The organism is Mycolicibacterium sp. XJ879 (genome assembly GCF_053483935.1).
Map to the genome: position 1 here is coordinate 154,374 of NZ_JBEFTH010000008.1, position 22,005 is coordinate 176,378.

Genomic DNA, 22,005 nt, shown 5'->3' on the forward strand with positions numbered 1-22,005 from the left:
CAATCATGGTAACGACCCCGCGGCCTCGGGACCCTCGGTGATCAGCCAGAACCGGAATAGGTTGTGGCGTGCGTCGACCAGCGCGTCGTGGCTGTCGTCGGGACGCGGCGGCATCCGCGGCGAACCGCGCTCTTCCCACAGTTGGCGCAGTTCACGGGTGAAGCGTGGCATCGCGGGCGGTAGCTCGGTCATCGGGCCCCACAGCTGACACAGCACCACGTGGTCGTAGGCGCCCACCCAGGCCCACAGCTCGATCGGCTCATTGCCGTCGACGCCGAAAAAATCCTCCAGCTCCGCGCGGATCTGCCGACGCGAACGCCACACCGCAGCCCCCGGCGACGGCAGTTTGGGCAGCACGTGCCTGCGCACCCAACTGCCCGCGCGTTCCGGATCGAATTCGGTTGAGACGGCGTAGTACTCACGCCCGTCCTCGGCGACGACACCGATCGAGATCAACTCGATGGTGCGGCCATCGTCGATGAACTCGGTGTCGTAGAAGTAGCGCACTAAACATGTTCCTTGTCGAGTTGCCTGGTGTGCGCGCGCTCACCCGGTGCCGGGGCGGCGCGGATCTCGCGGTCGAGTTGTTCGTCGACCTTGGCGTCGTCCGGAAACTTCGGCATCCCGGCGATGGCATCCTGCAGCCACAGCTTGGCCTGCACGACGGGTCGCCGCAGCCATCTTTCCCGTTCCAGCGCACGATGCATCTTGTGCGGGCGGTTGGTGTAGCGCCAGCGCGCCCACGGCGCGTGCGGCCGTGACAGCCGCACCGCGCCCACCACCAGCAGCGGGGTGATGAACATCCCGACCAGCCCGGTCCACACCTTGCCCTTGAGCAGCACGATGACCGCCAGCGCCAACGTGAACACCGCGATCGCGACGACGCTGGCCCGTGCGGCGAAGCTGTGGTCTTCGCGCCAGATCCCGATGTCGAAGAACGACAGCGGGTTGAATCCCAGGATCAGCAGACCCGCGACGGCCACCGCGACGAACACCGCATCGACCGACGTGCGTCCGTCCTCGGCCCAGTACACGTCCTCCAGATGCAGGATCAACGCGAACTCGTCGAGCACCAGCGCGGCCCCTATTCCGAAAATGATTGCTGCCGCCGTGAATTCGGGTACTCCCCCGTCGACCGCCAACGTCACCATCGTCACCCCGGAGATCATGACCAGGATCACACCGATAACCACGTGGTGGATGTGCAGCCCGCCCGTGCCGATATTGCGCGGCTGCCACCACTTGCGCGGCGCGTCGCTGTCGGCGTGGCTGCGGATGTACCGCACGATCGTGCGGGTGACGAAGAACGTCAGGATGAACGCGATCAGGCAGAAGGCCAGCGGTATCCGTTCCGGCGGGATCGCGAAGTCGAAGTTCAGGTCGGCGGGCACCCAGAAAACTTACGCCGACGTGCACGTGACACGGTCGGGATACCGGCAGACGCGCCGATGCGCCCCGATAGTCTGGGGCCCAACATGAGGATCTGGGGCTGGCGGCTGTTTCAGCTGCTCACCGTAGCGGCGTTGGGCTGGGCGGGCTGGCGACTGCTGGGCGGGCTGCCCTACCGCATCGACGTCGACGTGTACCGGATGGGCGGGCAGGCCTGGCTCGACGGCCGCCCGTTGTACGCCGACGGCGCGATGTTCGCCACCCAGGGCGGGCTGGATCTGCCGTTCACCTATCCCCCGCTGGCCGCACTCGTGTTTTCTCCGTTGGCCGTGCTGTCGCTGGAGGCCGCCGGTGTTGCGATCACCCTCACCACGCTGATCCTGCTGATCGTCGCGACCACGATCGTGTTGAGCGGGCTGAACGTGTGGCCGCAGAGTTCGGTGACCAACGAGCCGGTGTGGCTGCGCCGGGCCTGGTTGGCGACCGCGATGGTCGCGCCGGCGGTGGTCTATCTGGAGCCGATCCGGTCGAACTTCGACTTCGGCCAGATCAACGTGGTGCTGATGACGTTGGTCATCGCCGACTGTGTGCCCCGCAAGACGCCGTGGCCGCGCGGCATGCTGCTCGGCCTGGCGATCGCGCTCAAACTCACCCCCGCGGTGTTTCTGCTGTATTTCCTGCTGCGCCGGGACACCCGGGCGTTGCTCGTCAGCGCCGCATCCGCGGTCGCCGCCACGCTGGTCGGCTTCGGGTTCGCCTGGCGCGACTCCCTCGAGTACTGGACCGAGACCGTGCGCAACACCGACCGCATCGGCACCGCGACGCTGAACACCAACCAGAACATCGCGGGCGCGCTGGCCCGGCTGGGGTTGGGCGAGGGCGTCCGGTTCGTGCTGTGGACGCTGGCGTGCTTTGCGGTGCTGGCGCTGACGGTGTGGGCGGCGCGACGGGTACTCAAGGTCGAGCCGGTGCTGGCGTTGATCTGCGTGGCGTTGTTCGGGCTGGTGGTCTCGCCGGTGTCGTGGTCGCACCACTGGGTGTGGGCGCTGCCGACCGTGTTGGTGGCCACGGTGGTGGCCTACCGCCGACGCCATGCCGCGTTGGCGGTGCTCGCCGTGGCGGGTCTCGCGCTGATGGTGTGGACTCCGATTCCGCTGATGCCCGAACACCAGGAGACCGCGGCACCGCTGTGGCGCCAACTGGTCGGCGGCTCCTATGTGTGGTGGGCGATCGCGGTGATCGCGGCGGCGGGCACGGTACCGGCGCGCTCGAAAACCGACGATCCGGCGCCGACCAACCCGGCGCATCGGCCGGTGCCTGCGGTGAACTAGCCGGCTCAGCCGGCGGCCACCTCGGGCATCCGCGCCGACGGCTTGGTGGTGGTGTCTGCCTTGCCGTCTTTGATGTCGGCGGCGTACAGGTCGACGTACTCCTGCCCGGACAGGCGCATCAGCTCGTACATCACCTCGTCGATCACCGCGCGTTCGATGAACCGGTTACCGGCCAGGCCCTCGAACCGGCTGAAGTCCATCGGCTTACCGAACTTGACCTCGACCCGGCCGAACCGCCACATCTTGGTGCCGGGCGGGTTGACGACATCGGTGCCGATCATCGCCACCGGAATCACCGGAACACCGGTCTCCAGGGCCAGCCGCGCCAGGCCGGTCTTGCCCTTGTAGAGCCGCCCGTCGGGCGACCGGGTGCCCTCGGGGTACATTCCGAGCAGCTTGCCCTCATCGAGGATGCGCGCGGCGGTCGTCAACGCGGCCTGCGCGCTGTCCGCGTCGGTCCGGTCGATCGGCACCTGCCCGGCCACCGTGTAGAACCACCGGGTGAACCATCCTTTGATGCCCGTTCCGGTGAAGTACTCGGCCTTGGCCAGAAAGGTGATCCGGCGGCTGACTACCAGCGGCAGATAGAAGCTGTCGGCGACGGCGAGGTGATTGCTCGCCAGGATGACCGGACCGGAATGCGGAACATGTTCGAGGCCTTGCACTTTGGGCCGACCCAGCAACGACAGCACGGGTCCCATGAAGACGTATTTGAACAGCCAATACCACATGGGCCCTCCCGGTGACCGAACACCGGCCGGTGTTCTGGGACAACTTTACCTACGCGTTGTGGATGCGACCACAACGCCGGTGCACTGACGTGGCCATCACGTGTGCTCATTCTTCGACGTCGACCGGAATGTGCTGATAGTGGCCCGGCGTTGCGCCGTTCGGATTTGCGCTGTCCGGTGCCGGCGGGCTCGGCGGCGGCTCACCCGGTCCTGCACTGTTGTCGAGGACGGCGCGGACCACCGCCAGCAGCGCGACGCTGTGTTCGGCGATCACCGTCAGCAGCGGATGCTGCTCACCGGCCACCAGCGCCGCCAGCGCACACACCGGACACCACACCTGCTGGCACCTGCCTGCACCGTCCGCGAGTGCCCGCGCTGCGGCCAGTTTCACGGCAGGGTCGAGCCGGTCCAGGATGGTCTGGGCCAGCTGGCGCAGCTCCGGACCCAGCTCGGGATGTGCCCCACTCACTTCGGCCACACCTCCGGATTCGGTCGAAACCGCACTGTCAGTTCACACCCGCGCAGCTGCGCGTCCACCACGGTGCACCGGCGCAACACGGACGCCAGCCGAACCCGGCGGCGCAGGCCGCCGGCACCGATGATCAAGTCGTCGTCGACCCGACCCAGTGTCAGGGCCGCAGAATCGACCTGCGGCAACTCTAGCCGCATTCGGTAGATCGCTTCGAGGCCCGAGCCCGATTCCCGATCCACGATCGGCCGTAGCGGTCCCGGCGGCGGCGCCCCGTCCCTGTGCCTGGCGTTGTCGAGGAGTTCGCCCAGCGCTTTGGCTCCGATCGGTTCACCGGCCAGGTGGGGCACCATGACCAGTTGCACATCACCGATCGTGGTGTCGAGTTCCTCGAAGACGGCCTGCTGCTCGGCGATGCGTTCGGCGTACCAGTCGAACGCGGGATGATCGGGCAGGTTGCGGTATTCGTAGGAATCATCTTGCACCAGAAGCTGATTCACGATCAGCTCTTCGACCCGCACACCCATAAGCGCCAGCGAACCCAGTGTGCGCACCGCCTCGGCGGCCACCACCCGCTCGGGCGTCATCACCAGGTGCGCGCTGACCCTCGACTCGTCGGCGAGCATCGCGCTCAGCTCGTCGGTGCCAGCGGCGATGCGCTCGAGCACGCCGACCACCGCGGCCGTGCGGGCGTTGTCGGCCGCGCCGGCCAGCCGCCGGTGCCGCGGCCACGCCCGTTCCAGGTACATACCGAACGTCGCGGGCAACGTGAGCATGCGCAGCGCATCGGCCGTCGACGCGCAGTCGACCACCACCCGGTCCCACTGCCCCGAGGCGGCCAACTCGCCGACCTCGTGCAGGCCGAGCACCTCCTGGACGCCGGGCAGAGCCGAGAGTTCTTCCGGGGCAATGTTTCCCAGTTCAGAGTCGGGAAATCTGGCCGAGATCAGCGCGGCGACGTCGCGCCAACGCGTCTCCAGCAGCGCCAACGTGTCCAGCGCCAACGCGTCGAGGAAACCTCCGCCACGGTCGGCTGTGCCGGTTTCCAGGTCGGCCAGCACCCGGGTCGGCTCTCGCCGCCCGGTCGGGGCGACCGTGGTGCCCAGCACGTCGCCGATCGAGTGCGCCTGGTCGGTCGAGATGAGAAGCACCCGAAGGCCCACACGGGCCTCGCGTACGGCGGTGGCGGTCGCCAACGTCGACTTGCCTACACCGCCCTTTCCGACGAACAGGCTGATACTGGCGGCAGCCGCTTCGGCGGGATCCCTCAGCTCACTCAGCCTCGACTCGTTTCTTCAGGTCCTTCAACGCGGTGTCTGTCAGGCGCCGTTCAGCTTTGCGCTTCAGCAGCCCGATCATCGGGATGATCAGATCGACCGCCAGCTCGTAGGTGACGTCTGTCCCGGATCCCTTGGGGGCCAGCCGGTACGCCCCGTTCAACGATCTGAGCAGCGAGCTCGACACCAGGCTCCACGTCACCGACCGGCGGTCCGGCGGCCACTCGTAGGTCAACACCATCGTGTCTTTGAGAACGGCGGCGTCGAGCACCAGCCGGGCCGTCTTGGGGTAGCCCTGCTCGTCGGTCTCCAGGACCTCGGTTTCCTTGTACTCGGCGACCCAGTCCGGATAGGAACCGATGTCGGCGATGACGTCCATCACCGTCGAGGGGTCGGCATCGATGTAGATCGTCTGCGCCGTCTTGTCCGCCACTGCTTCTTTCCTGGTGAAATTTGTCGCTGGCCAAAAATTTACCCTCCCCGCCCGGGGATGGCCGAACTATCAGGCCAGGCGCGATACGCCCACCGGGCGGGTGGCCTCGAGCCGCTGCTTGACCTCGAACGCCATGTTCTTTCCGGCCACCCGGCGTTGATGGTTCATCTTGGCCAGGTTCATCTTGGCCAGCTGCCACGCCGCCGCCCCCGACGGTTCGGCGTGCAAGAAGTAGTGCAGGATGACGCCGTCGAGGGCGGGCTCCAGCCAGACCTCCATCGTGCCGGTGAGCGCCCCGGTCACGCTCCACCGGTGCCCCAGCTCACCGCGGTCCTCCACCACGGTGAGTCGCAGGTCGGGCCACCAGCGCCGCCAGCTCGTCGGGTCGCCGACCGACCGTCCCACCTCGACGGGGTCGGCGGCCACGAAGGTCTGGTCTGCGACCTGGATGCTATTCATGACCTACCAGCTTCACATATGCATCCGGTTTCGCCGGCCGAGGCCGACTAGGCTGGGTACGGCAGAGTTGCCGAATGTCGAAAGGCCAGCACCGTGCGTGAGTTCAGCAGTCCCGCTTCGTTCACCGTAGGCGAGCACGACAACGTCGTACAAAGTGTCTTCGACCATGAGCGTGACGACCCCGACCATGTGATCTTCCAACGTCTGGTCGACGGGGTGTGGACCGATGTGACCTGCAAGCAGGCGGCCGAACAGGTTCGGTCGACGGCATTGGGTTTGATCGCGCGCGGCGTGAATCCCGGTGACCGCGTCGCGTTGCTGGCGGCGACCCGCTACGAATGGCCGATCATCGACTTCGCGATCCAGGCCGTCGGCGCGTTGACCGTGCCGATCTATGAGACCAGCTCCGCCGAGCAGGTGAAGTTCGTGCTGGCGAACTCCGGTGCGGTGCTGGTCTTCGCTGAGACCGACGAGCACGCCGACAAGATCGACAACCTCGTCAACGAACTGCCTGCGCTGCGCGAGGTGCTACGCATCGACGGCTCGGGTACGCCTGCGCTGGAGGCGCTGGCCGAGGCGGGTAAGTCGCTGGATGCCAGGCAACTCGAGGACCGGCTGGCCGGGATCAAGGTCACCGACCCGGCGACGCTGATCTACACCTCCGGTACGACAGGCACGCCGAAGGGCTGCCAACTCACCCACTCCAACCTGGTCTACGAGATCCGCGGTGCGAAGGACTGCTTCCCGGCGCTACTGGACAAGGGCGAGAAGATGCTGGTCTTCCTGCCGCTGGCACATGTGCTGGCCCGCGCGATCACGCTGTCCGCCTTCGCCAACAAGGTCACGCTCGGCTTCACCAGCGACATCAAGAACCTGGTCCCCACCTTCGCGGTGTTCAAGCCGACGCTGGTGGTTTCGGTGCCGCGGGTGTTCGAGAAGGTGTACAACACCGCCGAGCAGAATGCCCGCAACGACGGTAAGGGCCGGATTTTCGAGATGGCCGCCCACACCGCCATCGACTACAGCAGGGCCCAGGACACCGGTGGTCCCGGCTTGCTGCTGCGGGCGAAGCACGCGGTGTTCGATCGGCTGGTCTACGGCAAGCTGCGGGCCGCGCTCGGCGGCGAATGCCACGGCGCGATCTCCGGTGGCGCAGCGCTGGGCGAGCGGCTCGGCCACTTCTACCGCGGTGTCGGGCTGACCATCTACGAGGGCTACGGCCTCACCGAGACAAGCGCCGCGATCACGGTGAACCGGATCGACGACGTGCGGATCGGCTCGGTCGGAAAGCTGTTGCCCGGCAACAGCATGCGCCTCAACGAGGATCATGAGCTGCTGGTCAGGGGCGGCGTCGTGTTCGACGGCTACTGGCGCAACGACGAAGAGACCGAGAAGGTGTTCACCGACGGCTGGTTCCACACCGGTGACCTCGGCGCCATCGACGACGACGGGTTCCTGACCATCATCGGCCGCAAGAAGGAGATCATTGTCACCGCGGGCGGCAAGAACGTCGCCCCGGCGATCCTGGAGGACCAACTGCGCGCACATCCGCTGATCAGCCAGGCCATGGCGGTCGGGGACGGGAAGCCGTTCGTCGGCGCGTTGATCACCATCGACCCAGAGGCCATCGAGGGCTGGAAGCAACGAAACAGCAAGGGCGCCGACGCCTCGGTGGGTGACCTGGCCACCGACCCCGATCTGGTCGCCGAGATCGATCTGGCCGTCAAGGAGGCCAACCAGGCGGTGTCGAAGGCCGAGGGGATCCGCAAGTTCCACATCCTGCCGGTCGACTTCACCGAGGACACCGGCGAGCTGACGCCGACGATGAAGGTCAAACGCAAGGTGGTGGCCGAGAAGTTCGCCGCCGAGATCGAGGCGATCTACCAGACCGGCTAGAGCAACGCCGACAACCGCGCAGCCTGGGTGCGCCACTGCCAGTTGTCCACCACCCAGCGCCGGCCGGCCGCGCCCATCCGGGCCGCCCGGTCGGGATCTGCGAGCAGGTCGCTGACCGCTGCCGCGATGGCGCCGACGTCCCAGCCGTCGACCACTACGCCGGTTTCGCCGTCGCGCACGGTTTCCGGTGCGCCGCCCGAACGGCCCGCCACTACCGGGACCCCCGTCGCCGACGCCTCCAAATACACGATCCCCAACCCCTCGACGTCCAGGCCCGCGCCGCGGGTGCGGCATGGCATCGCGAACACGTCGGCCACCGCGTGATGGGCGGGCAGTTCGTCGCCGGGCACCCCGTCGGTGAAGAACACGTGCGACGCCACGCCGAAGCTGTGCGCCAACCGGCGCAACGACGCCCGGTACGGCCCGCCGCCGACGATGAGCAGCGCCGCGCCGTGGACGCGCTGGCGGATCGCGGGCAGCGCCCGGATCAGCATGTCCTGGCCCTTGCGCGGCACCAACCGCGACACACACGCGACCACCGGACGGTCGCTCAGTCGGTAGCGGGCGCGCAGTTCGGCACGCGCCACCTCGTCGGGCGCGAACCGGTCGGTGTCCACGCCCGGCGGCAGGTGCTCGAGCGCGGCGTCGGGTCCGAACGCCGACGCGAACCGGCTTCTGGTGTAGTCGCTGACGTAGGTCACCACGTCGACGCCGGATCCGATGCGCCGCAGCGCCGTTCGGGCCAGCGGTAGCATCGACCAGCCGACCTCGTGGCCGTGTGTGCTGGCCAGCACCCGTGTTGCGCCGCTCTGCCGCGCCAGCGGGGCCATCAGCGCCAGCGGCGCCGCTGCACCGAACCAGACCGTATCGGTCCGGTGGCGTTCGATGAGCCGGCGCATACGCATCATCACCGACGGTTCCGGCAGCATCAGGGTGCCCGGATGGCGCACCACGGTGTAACCGATCGCCGCGGCTTGTTCATCGAAGGCGTCGCTGTCCTTCCACTTCGGTGCGTAGACGGTCAGCGTGTGCTCACCGGTGGCGACCAGGTGGTTGACCAGCTCCTGCAGGTAGGACTGGATACCGCCGCGGCGCGGCGGAAAGTCGTTGGTGACCAACAGGACCCGGCTCAAACCATCACATCCGCTGCCGCCATCGCGCCATGATGGCGTCGGGGTTCTGGCCCAGCACTTCACGCAGCGCTGTCGCGGTGTCGGGGTGGCCGTGGCCGCAGGCGCGCAAGTACAGCTCGCGCAGTTTGCCGACCCCGTACTCGTCGGCGACAAACCGGCTGAACAGCCAGGCACGGTCGTAGGCCGCCGAGCGCTGCGGGCCCGCCAGTTCGGCGTCGGTGGGCAGCGTCGCGGCCACGCCGTCGGGGCGCGGCGTGACCGGGCGCGCCACGAAATCGGCGACCCCTTCGGTGAGCCACTGCGGGGCGTCGGCGGCCGTCTCGGCGCGGGCCGCGTAGTGAAACAGCTCATGCCGCAAGACGATTCGCAGCGCGGAGTCGCTCATCGTGTCGGCGGCTGGAGCGAACATGATCCGCTCGGCGGTGGTGGTGGCCGCGGTGTGGGGGCCACCGCCGCCGATCACCGCGAACTGCTCATCGGTGCCGGCGGCCACCACGACGATGTCGCGCGGCCAGTCCGGGCCCCAGAACGCGGTGACCGCGGCCGCGGCGTCGTCCATCTCGGCGGCGATCCGCGACAACAGCCGCGTCGTTCGCTGCGCTCCCATGCCGACCAACTGCACGGTGCGGCCGTCGCGCAGAACCTGGCTGCTCGATGCCGTGGTGGGAGTCGTCACCGACGCCGGTGTGGCCACCACCGGGCCCGACGCGGTGTCGAACCGTCCCACCAACAGCAGCGCGCTCAGCAGTTCGGCAAGAAGAACCGCGAACAGGGTCTTTCGGCTTCTGGCGCGTAGCGCCAGACGGTCAGTAGCGGCGGACGTTGTAGATCGGCGCATTGTTCACCGGGGCGACTCGCACCGGCGTGCCATACGTGGAGGCGTGCACCATCATTCCGTCACCGATGTAGATCGCCGAGTGCGACGCGTCGGAGTAGTAGTTGACCACGTCGCCGGGCTGCATCTGGTCCACCGACACCGATTGACCGCCTCTGGCCAGCGCCTGGCTGGAGTGCGGCAGCGAGATGCCGGCCTGTTGGAACGCCCACATCACCAGCCCGGAACAGTCGAACGCGTTGGGTCCGGACCCGCCCCACGAGTACGGCGATCCGATGCGGCTGAGCGCGGCCTGGATGACGGTCCCGGAATGCCCGCCCGTCGGAGGTGCCAGATCACCGGGCGGGATGGCGCCGGGCGCAGGCGGCGCGGCGATGATCGCGGGATCGCCGCCGGGCGGCAGCGGCGCGGGCACCGGAGGCGTCGGCGGCAGCGCGGCGAGCTCCTGACGCTGGTGCGGGGTCAGGGCCTCGTATTGGGCCTTGACGACGGCGATCTGGATCTGCAGCTGGCTCTGCTTGGCCTGCAGCTCGGCGCGCACCGCGGCGGCCTGTTCTGCGGCGGTCTTGGCGTCCGCGGCGGATTTCGCCGACGCTTGTTCGGCCAGCGCGGCCTTGGCTCCGGTTTCGCGGAAGTTCTTCATCTGGGCCGACATCTCGGCGGCCATCACCCGCTGCACCGACAACTGGTCGATGAGCCCCTGCGGTGAGGCGGCGGTCAGGATCGCGTCCATACCGTCGGTCCGGCCGCCCATGTATTCCGCTGCAGCAACCTTGTTGACCGCGGATTGAAAGGTTGCCAGCTGGGACCGGGCCGCTTCGAGCGCCGCCACGTCCCCGGCGTGCTTGGCCTCTGCGGCATGCTGCACTGCCAGCTTGTCATCCAAATCCAGCTGCGCCGAATGCATTGCTTCAGTGGCCTGCTCGGCCTGCCGAGAAAGTTCGTGAAGCTTTGCCAGCGCATCCTCGGCGGGATCGGCCTGCACACTGCCGGCCAGCATGCCGATGAGAAGCGCCAGGCTCGCTATCACGCCTACGGCCGGTCTACGCATTCGCGAAAAGACACGCGCGGGCAACTGATTGCGATGGAGCCTCAAGATGTGCGTCCTTCAAACTTCCGAGACGAAGCCGCTACGAACTGCTCTTAGGTCTCAAACAGGTTACGAAACGGCAACGGGCTTGTCCAACGAAGACGCCAATTTAGCAGCTGCACCAAGGTAATCGTTCGCCGCCTACAGGCGCGTGTCCGCTAGGCCACTCCAGGATCGCCGCGGCGACGGATCGGTACCAGCCGAAGCCGCGGCGCCATCCCCGCGTCGGCGAGGACCTCCAGTGCCCGGCGTTCGTCGTCGAGCAGGGTCTCGGGGGTGCCGAGCAAGACGCTCACCACACAGTCCCCACATCCGGGGCCGCGTACCGCGCAGTCGTCGCAGTCGATCTTCACCGTGCCCATGAACACTCCTCTCGGTCGGTGTTGCGCTGACGGTATCGGCGAGCACCGACATTTCCGGCGGGTCGCAACCCGATGCTGTCGGTGCCCCTGCCTACCTTCAGCGCATGGGCCAGCTGAGCTTCGCCGACGTGGATCCGCTGGCCGACCTGTCGTTGCACGACACCACGTTCGTGGTCGTGGACCTGGAGACCACCGGTGGACGCGCCAGCGGAGACGGGTACGACGCGATCACCGAGATCGGCGCCGTCAAGGTCCGCGGCGGCGAGGTGCTCGGTGAGCTGGCCACCCTGGTCGACCCCGGCCGCAGCATTCCGCCGCAGATCGTGGCGCTGACCGGGATCACGACGGCGATGGTGTGCGACGCCCCGAAGATCGACTCGGTGCTGCCCACGTTCTTCGAGTTCGCCCGGGGTGCGGTGCTGGTCGCCCACAACGCGGGCTTCGACATCGGTTTCCTGCGTGCGGCCGCCGAACGCGCCGACATCACCTGGCCGAAACCGCCGGTGCTGTGCACGGTCAAGTTGGCGCGCCGGGTGCTGAGCCGTGACGAGGCGCCCAGCGTGCGACTTTCGGCGCTGGCGCGGCTGTTTCAGACGTCCACCACCCCGACCCACCGGGCGCTCGACGACGCCCGTGCCACCGTCGACGTCCTGCACGGGCTCATCGAGCGCGTCGGCAACCAGGGCGTGCACACCTACCCCGAGTTGCGCACCTACCTGCCCGACGTCACGCCGGCGCAGCGGCGCAACCGTCACCTCGCCGCCGCGCTGCCGCACCGGCCCGGCGTCTACCTATTCCGCGGTCCGGCGGCTGAAGTGCTCTACGTCGGAACCGCCGTCGATCTGCGTCGCCGCGTCGGCCAGTACTTCAACGGGGCCGACTCCCGCACCCGCATCAAGGAGATGGCGTCGCTGGCCACCGCGGTGGACCACGTCGAGTGCGCCCATGACCTCGAAGCCGGCGTGCGTGAACTTCGGCTGCTCGCCGCGCACGCACCGCCCTACAACCGACGCTCGAAGTTCCCGCACCGGTGGTGGTGGGTGGTGCTCACCGACGAGGCGTTCCCACGCTTCGCCGCGGTGCGCGCTCCCAAGCACGACCGCGCGGTGGGGCCGTTTCGCGCCCGCGCCGACGCCGTGTCCACCGCGGCGTTGCTGGCCCGGTTCACCGGCGTGCGCACGTGCACCACGCGGCTGGGCCGCAGCGCGCTGCACGGCCAGGCCTGCCCCGAACGTGAGGTGTCGCCGTGTCCGGCCGCGCGGGGCGTCGACGCGACCGAGTACGCCGAGGCGGTGCGCCGGGCCGTCGACTTGATCGCGGGCTGTGACAACCGCACCCTGGCCCAGATCGTCGCCCACATCGGCGATCTGGCCGCCCGCAACCGCTACGAGACGGCCGCCCGGTTGCGCGATTCCGCGGCCGCCGCCATCGACGTGCTGTGGCGCGGTCAGCGGCTGCGCGCGCTGGCCGCCGTCGCCGAAATGGTGGCGGCCCGCCCCGACGGCGCGGGCGGGTGGCACCTGGCGGTGCTGCGCCACGGTCAGCTGGCCGCGGCGGGCACCGCGCCGCGCGGCGTGCCGCCGATGCCGGTGGTCGACGCGTTGTGCGCGGGCGCGCAGACCGTGATCGGCGCGCCAGCCCCGCTGGGTGGTGCGCTGGTGGAGGAGGTGGGGCTGGTCGCGCGCTGGCTGGGCAGGCCCGGGGTGCGCATCGTGCGGGCCGAACCCGGTTACTCCTCACCGGTCGGTGCGGCAGGACAGTGGGCCGGTTGGGCCGCCACTGCGCGGTCGGCACGACTGGCCGCCGAACAGAGCCTGGCGCCCAACGGGTTCGACGAGGGCTCAGAGCTTCTGCGAGAACCGCACCCAACGCGCGAGCAGCTGTTCGGCCGCTCCCGAGTCGATCGCCTCGGCGGCGCGGGCCAGCCCGGACTCCCACGCCGGCACCCATTTGGCGTCGCTGGCTAGTCCGGCGTGGGCCACCATCGCCCCAGCGGCGTTGAGCACCACGGCATCTCGCACCGCGCCCTGGGCGCCGCCGAGCACCGCGCGCACCTCGGCGGCGTTGGTTTCCGCGTCGCCGCCGACCAACTCGGACAGCTCGGCGCGGGCGAACCCGAACGCGGCCGGGTCGAATGTCAGCCGCTCCACGGTGCCGGCCTGCACCCGCCAGATGGTGCTCGTCGTCGTGGTGGTCAACTCATCGAGGCCGTCGTCGCCGTGCACGACGAGCACGCTGGCGCCCCTGGTGGCGAACACCCCGGCCATCACCTCGGCGAGGTCAGCCCACGCGCAGCCGATCAGCCCCGCCCGCGGTGAGGCCGGGTTGGTCAGCGGGCCAAGCAGGTTGAACACGGTCGGCACGCCGATCTCGCGGCGCACCACGCTGGCGTGCCGGTACGACGGATGGAACTGCGGCGCGAACGCGAACCCGATGCCGACCTCGGTGACGCTGCGGGCGACCTCGTCGGGTCCGAGGTCGATGCGCACCCCGAGCGCCTCGAGCGTGTCGGCCCCGCCCGACAACGACGAGGCCGCGCGGTTGCCGTGCTTGACCACCGGCACGCCCGCCGCGGCCACCACGATCGACGCCATGGTGGACAGGTTGACGGTGTTGGCGCCGTCGCCGCCGGTGCCCACCACATCGACGGTGTCGGTGCCGATCACATCGGTAGGCACCCGACGCGCGTGGCTGAGCATGATGTCGGCCAGTTCAGTCACCTCAGCCGACGTCGGGCGCTTCATCCTCATCGACACGCCGAAGCCGGCGATCTGTGCGGGGGTGGCCGCGCCGGTCATGATCTGGTCCATCGCCCAGCCGGCCTGACCCGGTGCGAGCGCTTGACCAGTGGTCAGCCGGCCGAGGATCAGCGGCCACGTCGGGGATTCAGATGACTGCGCTCGAGAAGATGTCACCGCCAGATTATGCCCAATACGTCGACCCGGGTGGAGTTCGACAACTACAAAGCGTCATACTTGCTTCTGTGACGAGTGCTGTAGGTAGCTCCGGGACTGCAATCACGTCGCGAGTACATTCGCTGAACCGGCCGAACATGGTCAGTGTCGGCACCATTGTGTGGCTTTCCAGCGAGCTCATGTTCTTTGCTGGGCTGTTCGCAATGTACTTCACGGCACGCTCGCAGGCGGGCGGCGAGTGGCCACCCCCGCCGACCGAGCTGAACCTGGTGCAGGCGGTGCCGGTCACCTTGGTGCTGATCGCGTCGTCGTTCACCTGTCAGATGGGCGTGTTCGCCGCCGAGCGCGGCGACGTGTTCGGCCTGCGCAGGTGGTACTTCGTCACGTTCCTGATGGGCACGTTCTTCGTGCTGGGTCAGGGTTACGAGTACATCCACCTCGTCCAGCACGGCACGACGATCTCCAGCAGTGCCTACGGTTCGGTCTTCTACCTGGCCACCGGCTTCCACGGGCTGCACGTGATCGGCGGCCTGATCGCGTTCATCTTCCTGCTCGCCCGCACCCGGATGAGCAAGTTCACCCCGGCGCAGGCCACCGCGTCGATCGTCGTGTCCTACTACTGGCACTTCGTCGACATCGTGTGGATCGCCTTGTTTGCGACCATCTACTTCGTACGATGACCGGCTCCGCCGATGTCCGATGAGAAAAGGGGTTCGATGACCGACAAGTCGCGCCGTCGGCTGCGCCGGCGCCTGTCCGGGGGCGTACTGCTGCTGCTCGGACTTGCCGTCGCCGGTGGGCTCGCCGCAACGCTCACGCCACAGCCTCAGGTGGCCGTTGCCGATGAGTCGCAGTCGGCCCTGCTGCGCACCGGCAAGCAGTTGTTCGACACGTCTTGTGTCACCTGCCATGGCGTCAACCTTCAGGGGGTGCCCGACCGCGGGCCCAGCTTGATCGGCGTCGGCGAAGCGTCGGTGTACTTCCAGGTGTCGACTGGCCGGATGCCCGCGATGCGCGGCGAGGCCCAAGCCCCGCAGAAGCCGCCGATGTTCGACGAGGCACAGACCGACGCGCTCGGAGCGTACGTACAGGCCAACGGCGGCGGACCGGTTGTCCCGCGCGACGAGAACGGCGAGGTCGCCCAGGAGTCGCTGATCGGCGACAACGTGGCACGCGGCGGTGACCTGTTCCGGCTGAACTGCGCGTCCTGCCACAACTTCACCGGCAAGGGCGGCGCGCTGTCGTCGGGTAAGTACGCCCCCGATCTGGGTGGCGCGAACCCGGCGCAGATCTACACCGCGATGCTCTCTGGCCCGCAGAACATGCCCAAGTTCTCCGACCGCCAGCTGACGCCTGAGGAAAAGCGCGACATCGTCGCCTACGTGCGCGGATCGGCGGAAGAGCCCAGCTACGGCGGGTACGGGCTGGGCGGGTTCGGTCCGGCGCCGGAAGGCATGGCGGCCTGGATCATCGGCATGGTGGCCCTCATCGCTACGGCCCTCTGGATCGGAGCACGCACATGACCGACGCAGAAAACATGCCCAAGGGCACCGACGCCCCCGGCCACGCCGGGGAGCCCGGCCAGCCCACCGACGCCGAGCTGGCGTCGATGTCACGCGAGGAGCTGGTCGCTCTCGGCGGCAAGCTCGACGGCGTCGAGACCGTTCTCAAAGAGGACCGCTGGCCCGTCAAGGGCACCAAGGCCGAGAAGCGCTCCGAACGTCTGGTCGCGTATTGGCTTATGCTGGGCGGTCTTTCGGGTCTGGCACTGCTGCTGGTGTTCCTGTTCTGGCCGTGGGAGTGGCAGCCGACCGGCTCCGAAGGCGCGTTCATGTTCAGCCTCGCCACCCCGATGTACGGGCTGACGTTCGGTCTGTCCATCCTGGCCATCGGTGTCGGCGCGGTGCTGTACCAGAAAAAGTTCATCCCGCAGGAGATTTCGATCCAGGAGCGCCACGACGGCGCCTCCCCGGAGTTGCACCGCAAGACCGTGGTGGCCAACCTCACCGATGCGCTCGAGGGTTCGACGGTGAAGCGGCGCAAGCTGATCGGGATGTCCCTGGGTGTCGGGCTTGGCGCGTTCGGACTCGGCACGCTGGTGGCGTTCGCCGGCGGGTTGATCAAGAACCCGTGGAAACCGGTGGTGCAGACCGCCGACGGCAAGAAAGCGGTGCTGTGGACGTCGGGGTGGACGCCGCGCTACGACGGCGAGACGATCTATCTGGCGCGTGCGACCGGCACTCCCGGTGAGTCACCGTTCATCAAGATGCGTCCGGAGGACATCGACGCCGGCGGCATGGAGACCGTGTTCCCGTGGCGCGAATCCGACGGCGACGGCACCACCGTCGAGTCGGCACACCACCTCGCCGAGATCGCGATGGGCGTGCGCAACCCGGTGATGCTGATCAGGATCAAGCCGCAGGACATGCCCAAGGTCGTCAAGCGCAAGAACCAGGAGAGCTTCAACTTCGGCGACCTGTTCGCCTACACCAAGGTGTGCTCTCACTTGGGTTGTCCCTCTTCGCTTTACGAGCAGCAGACGTACCGCATCCTGTGCCCGTGTCACCAGTCGCAGTTCGATGCGCTGCACTTCGCGAAGCCCATATTCGGTCCGGCCGCGCGAGCGTTGGCGCAGCTGCCGATCACCATCGACCAGGACGGGTATCTGGTGGCTAACGGCGACTTCATCGAGCCCGTTGGTCCGGCCTTTTGGGAACGGAGGACAGAATGAGTCCGAGCTTGCCGAAACCTCCGAGCATGGCCGAATTGGCCGCCAGACAAGGCGACGACATCGATTCGCGCTACCACCCCTCGGCGGCGGTGCGGCGCCAACTGAACAAGGTGTTCCCCACCCACTGGTCGTTCCTGCTGGGCGAGATCGCGTTGTACAGCTTCATCGTGCTGATCATCACCGGCGTGTACCTGACGCTGTTCTTCGACCCGTCCATGGCCGAGGTCACCTACAACGGCGTTTACCAACCGCTGCGCGGCATCCAGATGTCGAAGGCCTACGAATCCACGCTCGATATCAGCTTCGAGGTGCGCGGCGGCCTGTTCGTGCGGCAGGTACACCACTGGGCCGCACTGCTGTTCGCCGCGGCGATCATGGTTCACCTGGCCCGGATCTTCTTCACCGGCGCGTTCCGGCGTCCACGTGAGGCCAACTGGGTGATCGGCTCGCTGCTGCTGATCCTGGCGATGTTCGAGGGCTACTTCGGCTACTCGCTGCCCGACGACCTGCTCTCCGGCATCGGCCTGCGCGCCGCGCTGTCGTCGATCACGCTGGGCATGCCGGTGATCGGCACCTGGCTGCACTGGGCGTTGTTCGGCGGCGACTTCCCTTGTGGCGGCGTGGGCTACATGTGTACCCAGGACGGCTTCTGGATTCCCCGCATGTATGCCCTGCACATCCTGGTGCTACCGGGCATCATGCTGGCGCTGATCGGGCTGCACCTGGCGCTGGTGTGGTTCCAAAAGCACACCCAGTTCCCCGGACCCGGCCGCACCGAGACGAATGTCGTTGGCGTGCGCGTGATGCCGGTGTTCGCGGTGAAGTCGGGTGCGTTCTTCGCGATGACTGTGGGCATCCTCGGTCTGATGGGCGGTCTACTGACCATCAACCCGGTGTGGAACCTAGGGCCATACAAACCGTCGATGGTGTCGGCGGGTAGCCAACCGGACTTCTACATGATGTGGACCGAGGGGTTGGCCCGTATCTGGCCGCCGTGGGAGTTCTATATCGGCAACTACACGATCCCGGCGTCGGTGTGGGTGGCGGTGATCATGGGGCTGGTATTCGTCCTGCTGATCATCTACCCGTTCATCGAGAAGAGGCTCACCGGCGACAACGCGCACCACAACCTGTTGCAGCGGCCACGTGACGTTCCGGTGCGTACCGCGCTCGGTGCGGCGGCGATCTCGCTGTATATGTTGTGGACGCTGTGCGCGATGAACGACATCATCGCGTTCAAGTTCCACATCTCGCTGAACGCGACGACGTGGATCGGCCGTATCGGCACGGTGGTGCTGCCGGCGATCGTCTACTACGTCACCTACCGGTGGGCCGTCGGCCTGCAGCGCAGCGACCGGGCGGTGCTCGAGCACGGCATCGAGACCGGCATCATCAAGCGGCTGCCGCACGGTGCCTACATCGAGTTGCACCAGCCGCTCGGCCCGGTCGACGAACACGGTCATCCGATTCCGTTGGAGTACCAGGGCACCGCGGTGCCCAAGCGGATGAACAAGCTCGGCTCGGCAGGCGAGCCCGGCAGCGGCAGCTTCCTGTTCGCGGACCCGATGTCCGAGCACGAGGCCCTGGCCGAGGCGGCACACGCCTCCGAACGCCGGGCGCTCACCGTGTTGCGCGAGCACCAGGAGGAGCTCGACGGGCACAACGGGCAGAACGGGCACCATTGATCAGCTAGCCCTGCCAAACACGAAGGTCCCCAACACACTCGCGGTGTGTTGGGGATGTTCGTATCAGGGCACCGGTGCGCTGTGCATGCGGGCGCGTCAGCGCTCGGTGACGGTGTTCAGCTCGCGCAGGAAGTACCACGGGACTGCCGGCATCCCCGCGGTTACGAGGCCCGCCACGACGTATAACACCCACGCGGCCACGGTGTTGTCGACGGCCATCAGATAGGTCGCCACGCCGATAGCCACCATCGCCACGCCGATCGCACAGCCCATCACCGCCGCGTAGCGCAGCCACAGCCGGTCGACGGCCGCTTCCAGCGGGCTCGGGGCCGACGTGCGCTGCATCCGCGGCGCGGCGTAATCCGCGGTGGTGGCCGCACTGAGCGACTGGAGCTTCTCCGTCGGCGCCTCCGTACCGCGGTCGGGCGTCGTGGCCGCGCTGGCGGCGGGCGGCTCGGCGGCGGGTGGGGCGTCGCTCCGCGTCTCGCGGCGGGCGCGCAGCAGCAGCGGTACGGCGCCGGCGATCACCAAGGCCGACACGGCGATGATGGCGTATAGAACCCAGGGGGTACCGGAATCGCCGGTGGAGTCGGCTCCCCCGCGGCCCAGGTCGATCAGGGCCATGGTGGCGGCGACCGCGACGCCCAGCGCGATCAGCCAGATGGCTGCGCACGCCCCGAGCAGGATGCGGTCGATGGGATCGAGCTCGGCGGGGTCCAGCCCTGCGGTCAGGCCCGAGCGGCCCGCCGAATCGGTGTCATATGTCATCAGCAGCTCGTCTGTGCAGCGTTGTTGGTGTTGGAGGACAGCACGGTGCCGTCACTGGTGGTGATCGAACAATTGAGCCTACTGACCAGAAACAGGCTCGACGCCTGCACCGAGCCGACCTCGGACTGCGAGATCGGCGTCACGGTCAGCGACCACGGGATGTAGACGTTGCGCTGGGTTCGGCTGCGCCCGGCGGCGTCGATGTAGGTGACCGTGATGATGTCGCCGGGGGCCTTGGTGCCCGTCACCGAATAGGTGACCTGCCGCGGGCCCGCCTGCGTGGTCGTCGGGGGCGGCGGCGGGGGCGGCTCACTGGTCGCCGGCGGCGGCGGTGGGGGCTCCTCGGGTGCGGGCGGCGGCGGTGGCGGCGGCTCCTGGGTGATCGTCACGGTTTCCGGCGGCGGTGGGGGCGGCGGCGGCTCCGTCGTCGGCGGTGGGGGCGGGGGCGGCGGCGGCGTGGTCGTGGTGATCTCGTCCTGCACCGGCGGCGTCGTGGTGGTCGACGGGGCCGGAGTGGCCAGGTTGCTGGTGTCGGTGCGGGTCACCAGCACGGACACCGAGGCGACCAGCGCGACGGCGGCGATGATGGCCGCCACGCCCACCACCCAGGGCCACCGCGGCGGCGGCGGCTGGTCAACCTGCTCGGTCTGCTCATAGCTGTCGTAGTCGTAGAGGGAGGCGTCGGCGGGTACGTAGGGGCCGCTGCTGAACTGCTCAGACTCTGGTGCGGAATACGCGCGCGCCGGCTCTTGACCTTCGAGATCCGAACCGTCGTTATCCGGGGGATTCGGCCCGCTCATGTACGCCTATCCTTCTCGACTACTCAACCGGCGCGGGGTTCTTCCGACCGTAAGCGGCTCGACCGTGCCTCGGTAACACTACCCAAAGCCATCACCCCGAGATGTCTGACGCCGCGGTTTACCGGCGAAGTGGTGGCCCGATTGTGACCTTCTCGGTCCGGTCGGCCAGCGCGGGTCAGTGCCGTTCGGGGCCGGTGTAGTACTCGAACACCAGGCCGCCCGCGGAGGCGATCACGAAGCAGACGCCGGCCACGATCAGCCACGGCAACCAGAGGGCCAGGCCGACGGCCGCGATCGACGCCGACAGCGCGATCATCACCGGCCACCAGCTGTGCGGGGCGTAGAAACCCAACTCCCCCGCGCCGTCGCTGATCTCGGCGTCCTCGTAGTCTTCGGGCCGGGTATCCAGACGTCGGGCCACGAACCGGAAGAAGGTGCCGATGATCAGGGTCAGGCCGCCGGTCAACACCAGCGCGGTGGTGCCCGCCCACTCCACGCCGCCCTGGGCGAACATGTGGGTCAGCACCCCGTACACCGCCGCGGCGATGAAGAAGAACGCGGTCAGTAACTCGAACAGCCTGGCTTCGATATGCATCTATGACCCCTACCTGGTGGCGTCGGTGATCGGCGGCGCCTGCTCGCCGCGGCGGGCCTCGAACGGGAACGTGGTGACCGCCGTCGGTGGCTGGTTGATCGCCCGCAGCGCCTCGGCGTTGGTGGCACCGTCGATGCGCTGCTGCATGTACGCCTTGAAGTCGTTGGGCTCCACGACCCGCAGTTCGAAGTTCATCATCGCGTGATAGGTGCCGCACATCTCCGCGCAGCGACCCACGAACGCGCCGGTCTCGTTGATCTCGCTGACCTGGAACGAGCGGTCGGAGTTGTTGGCCTCCGGGTCGGGCATCACGTCCCGCTTGAACAGGAACTCCGGAATCCAGAACGCGTGGATGACGTCGGCCGAGGCGATCTGAAACTCGATGCGCTTGCCGACGGGCACCACGAGAACCGGGATCTCGTAGGTGGTTCCGAGCGTCTCGACCTTGTTGTAGTTCAGGTAGGTGCGGTCCGCGGGGTGCTTGCCCGCGATGGTGCCGTACTCGCCGCCGTGCTCGCCCTCCAGGCCCGAGGGGCCCGAGGCCACCGCGGCCTGGCGCTCCGGATCGGCGCCGTCGTAGGTGAAGGTGCCGTCGGCGAAATCGATCTTCTGGTAGCCGAACTTCCAGTTCCACTGGAACGCGGTGACGTCGACCACGACCTCGGGGTTGGGCTCCTCGTGCAGCATCCGCTCCTGCACCACGACCGTGAAGTAGAACAACACCGAGATGATCAGGAACGGCACAACCGTCAGGATCAGCTCCAGCGGCATATTGTAGCCGAACTGGCGCGGCAACTCGGTGTCGGTCTTCTTCTTGCGGTGAAATGCCGCGGACCAGAAGACCAGCCCCCACACGATCGCACCGACGACCAGCGACGCGATCACCGAACCGATCCACAACTCCCGGTTCAGGTGCGCCTCCGGGGTGATGCCGTTGGGCCAGCCCAGACCTAGAATTTCTGACCAGCTGCAGCCGCTGAGCAGCAACGCCGTGCCACCCAGGACGACCGACAGCGCCGCCACCCGGAACACGCGAGGTGTCACGCTGGAGCCTCCCTAAGAGATCGTGAGCCAGGCCGAATACTACGCAGCGTAGACCACGACCG

The 22,005-nt window shown here is 67.9% G+C and carries 22 protein-coding genes and 1 pseudogene; 7 read left to right on the forward strand and 16 right to left on the reverse strand.

What is annotated here, in order from left to right:
• Positions 1-3: 3 nt before the first annotated feature.
• On the reverse strand, positions 4-507 hold the full coding sequence (locus ABQF13_RS18525) for a polyadenylate-specific 3'-exoribonuclease AS (RefSeq protein WP_448394235.1): 504 nt from the start codon (positions 505-507) through the stop codon (positions 4-6).
• Positions 507-1,391 carry a hypothetical protein gene (locus ABQF13_RS18530; RefSeq protein ID WP_448394236.1) on the reverse strand — a complete coding sequence of 295 codons (885 nt, stop codon included), beginning with the start codon at positions 1,389-1,391 and terminating at the stop codon, positions 507-509. Before ABQF13_RS18530 ends, ABQF13_RS18525 begins: the two co-directional genes overlap by 1 nt.
• Positions 1,392-1,475: 84 nt before the next feature.
• On the opposite strand from ABQF13_RS18530, the gene ABQF13_RS18535 reads away from it, so the two are divergent.
• Positions 1,476-2,720, forward strand: a complete 1,245-nt coding sequence (locus ABQF13_RS18535; protein ID WP_448394237.1) for a glycosyltransferase 87 family protein — start codon at positions 1,476-1,478, stop codon at positions 2,718-2,720.
• A 5-nt stretch (positions 2,721-2,725) separates the two neighbouring features.
• On the opposite strand, the gene ABQF13_RS18540 is transcribed toward ABQF13_RS18535, so the two are convergent.
• The 5 genes from ABQF13_RS18540 to ABQF13_RS18560 all read right to left on the reverse strand — a co-directional run bounded on the left by ABQF13_RS18540 (position 2,726) and on the right by ABQF13_RS18560 (position 6,089).
• Positions 2,726-3,451, reverse strand: coding sequence for a lysophospholipid acyltransferase family protein (locus ABQF13_RS18540; protein WP_448394238.1), 726 nt, complete (start codon positions 3,449-3,451; stop codon positions 2,726-2,728).
• Between the two features lie 106 nt (positions 3,452-3,557).
• Positions 3,558-3,920: a hypothetical protein gene (locus ABQF13_RS18545; protein WP_448394239.1), complete on the reverse strand. Its 363-nt coding sequence runs from the start codon at positions 3,918-3,920 to the stop codon at positions 3,558-3,560.
• Entirely contained in the window at positions 3,917-5,191 is a 1,275-nt protein-coding gene (locus tag ABQF13_RS18550) for an ArsA family ATPase (protein WP_448394319.1), read from the reverse strand. The genes ABQF13_RS18545 and ABQF13_RS18550 overlap by 4 nt, the downstream gene beginning before the upstream one ends.
• A 1-nt stretch (position 5,192) precedes the next feature.
• A complete protein-coding gene (locus tag ABQF13_RS18555; RefSeq protein ID WP_448394240.1) occupies positions 5,193-5,630 on the reverse strand; it encodes an SRPBCC family protein in 438 nt (145 codons plus the stop codon).
• A 69-nt stretch (positions 5,631-5,699) separates the two neighbouring features.
• Positions 5,700-6,089, reverse strand: a complete 390-nt coding sequence (locus tag ABQF13_RS18560; RefSeq protein ID WP_448394241.1) for a polyketide cyclase / dehydrase and lipid transport — start codon at positions 6,087-6,089, stop codon at positions 5,700-5,702.
• A gap of 93 nt (positions 6,090-6,182) precedes the next feature.
• On the opposite strand from ABQF13_RS18560, the gene ABQF13_RS18565 reads away from it, so the two are divergent.
• A complete protein-coding gene (locus tag ABQF13_RS18565) occupies positions 6,183-7,985 on the forward strand; it encodes an AMP-dependent synthetase/ligase (protein ID WP_448394242.1) in 1,803 nt (600 codons plus the stop codon).
• Here ABQF13_RS18565 and ABQF13_RS18570 read toward each other — a convergent pair.
• From ABQF13_RS18570 to ABQF13_RS18585, 4 genes are all read right to left on the reverse strand, one after another.
• Positions 7,982-9,118 carry a glycosyltransferase family 4 protein gene (locus ABQF13_RS18570; RefSeq protein WP_448394243.1) on the reverse strand — a complete coding sequence of 379 codons (1,137 nt, stop codon included), beginning with the start codon at positions 9,116-9,118 and terminating at the stop codon, positions 7,982-7,984. The genes ABQF13_RS18565 and ABQF13_RS18570 overlap by 4 nt on opposite strands.
• A 4-nt stretch (positions 9,119-9,122) precedes the next feature.
• Complete coding sequence (locus ABQF13_RS18575; RefSeq protein WP_448394244.1) at positions 9,123-9,956, reverse strand: peptidase; 834 nt, start codon at positions 9,954-9,956, stop codon at positions 9,123-9,125.
• The gene (ripC, locus tag ABQF13_RS18580; protein WP_448394245.1) at positions 9,925-11,004 is read right to left on the reverse strand and encodes a peptidoglycan hydrolase RipC; all 1,080 of its coding nucleotides are present in this window, start codon (positions 11,002-11,004) and stop codon (positions 9,925-9,927) included. The genes ABQF13_RS18575 and ripC overlap by 32 nt, the downstream gene beginning before the upstream one ends.
• A gap of 197 nt (positions 11,005-11,201) precedes the next feature.
• The gene (locus ABQF13_RS18585; RefSeq protein WP_448394246.1) at positions 11,202-11,405 is read right to left on the reverse strand and encodes a hypothetical protein; all 204 of its coding nucleotides are present in this window, start codon (positions 11,403-11,405) and stop codon (positions 11,202-11,204) included.
• Between the two features lie 104 nt (positions 11,406-11,509).
• Between ABQF13_RS18585 and ABQF13_RS18590 the strand changes: the two are divergent.
• A pseudogene (locus tag ABQF13_RS18590) lies at positions 11,510-13,309 on the forward strand (DEDD exonuclease domain-containing protein); the annotation flags it as partial.
• Here ABQF13_RS18590 and trpD read toward each other — a convergent pair.
• Positions 13,247-14,320 (reverse strand): anthranilate phosphoribosyltransferase, encoded by a 1,074-nt coding sequence (gene trpD, locus ABQF13_RS18595; protein WP_448394247.1) that lies wholly within the window; start codon positions 14,318-14,320, stop codon positions 13,247-13,249. The pseudogene ABQF13_RS18590 and the gene trpD overlap by 63 nt on opposite strands.
• Positions 14,321-14,388: 68 nt before the next feature.
• Between trpD and ctaE the strand changes: the two genes are divergently transcribed.
• The 4 genes from ctaE to qcrB are packed head-to-tail and all read left to right on the forward strand — an operon-like array spanning position 14,389 to position 18,736.
• Entirely contained in the window at positions 14,389-15,000 is a 612-nt protein-coding gene (gene ctaE / locus ABQF13_RS18600) for an aa3-type cytochrome oxidase subunit III (RefSeq protein WP_427056651.1), read from the forward strand.
• Positions 15,001-15,036: 36 nt separating this feature from the next.
• A complete protein-coding gene (gene qcrC / locus ABQF13_RS18605) occupies positions 15,037-15,843 on the forward strand; it encodes a cytochrome bc1 complex diheme cytochrome c subunit (protein WP_448394248.1) in 807 nt (268 codons plus the stop codon).
• Positions 15,840-17,051, forward strand: coding sequence for a cytochrome bc1 complex Rieske iron-sulfur subunit (gene qcrA, locus ABQF13_RS18610; protein WP_448394249.1), 1,212 nt, complete (start codon positions 15,840-15,842; stop codon positions 17,049-17,051). The genes qcrC and qcrA overlap by 4 nt, the downstream gene beginning before the upstream one ends.
• Positions 17,048-18,736: a cytochrome bc1 complex cytochrome b subunit gene (gene qcrB, locus ABQF13_RS18615; protein ID WP_448394250.1), complete on the forward strand. Its 1,689-nt coding sequence runs from the start codon at positions 17,048-17,050 to the stop codon at positions 18,734-18,736. The genes qcrA and qcrB overlap by 4 nt, the downstream gene beginning before the upstream one ends.
• A 96-nt stretch (positions 18,737-18,832) precedes the next feature.
• On the opposite strand, the gene ABQF13_RS18620 is transcribed toward qcrB, so the two are convergent.
• From ABQF13_RS18620 to ctaC, 4 genes are all read right to left on the reverse strand, one after another.
• The gene (locus ABQF13_RS18620) at positions 18,833-19,504 is read right to left on the reverse strand and encodes a DUF2561 family protein (RefSeq protein WP_448394251.1); all 672 of its coding nucleotides are present in this window, start codon (positions 19,502-19,504) and stop codon (positions 18,833-18,835) included.
• Positions 19,504-20,304 (reverse strand): MmpS family transport accessory protein, encoded by an 801-nt coding sequence (locus ABQF13_RS18625; protein ID WP_448394252.1) that lies wholly within the window; start codon positions 20,302-20,304, stop codon positions 19,504-19,506. The genes ABQF13_RS18620 and ABQF13_RS18625 overlap by 1 nt, the downstream gene beginning before the upstream one ends.
• Before the next feature lie 175 nt (positions 20,305-20,479).
• Positions 20,480-20,899, reverse strand: coding sequence for a cytochrome c oxidase subunit 4 (locus ABQF13_RS18630; protein WP_448394253.1), 420 nt, complete (start codon positions 20,897-20,899; stop codon positions 20,480-20,482).
• Between the two features lie 9 nt (positions 20,900-20,908).
• Positions 20,909-21,943, reverse strand: a complete 1,035-nt coding sequence (gene ctaC / locus ABQF13_RS18635; RefSeq protein ID WP_448394254.1) for an aa3-type cytochrome oxidase subunit II — start codon at positions 21,941-21,943, stop codon at positions 20,909-20,911.
• Between the last annotated feature and the right edge of the window lie 62 nt (positions 21,944-22,005).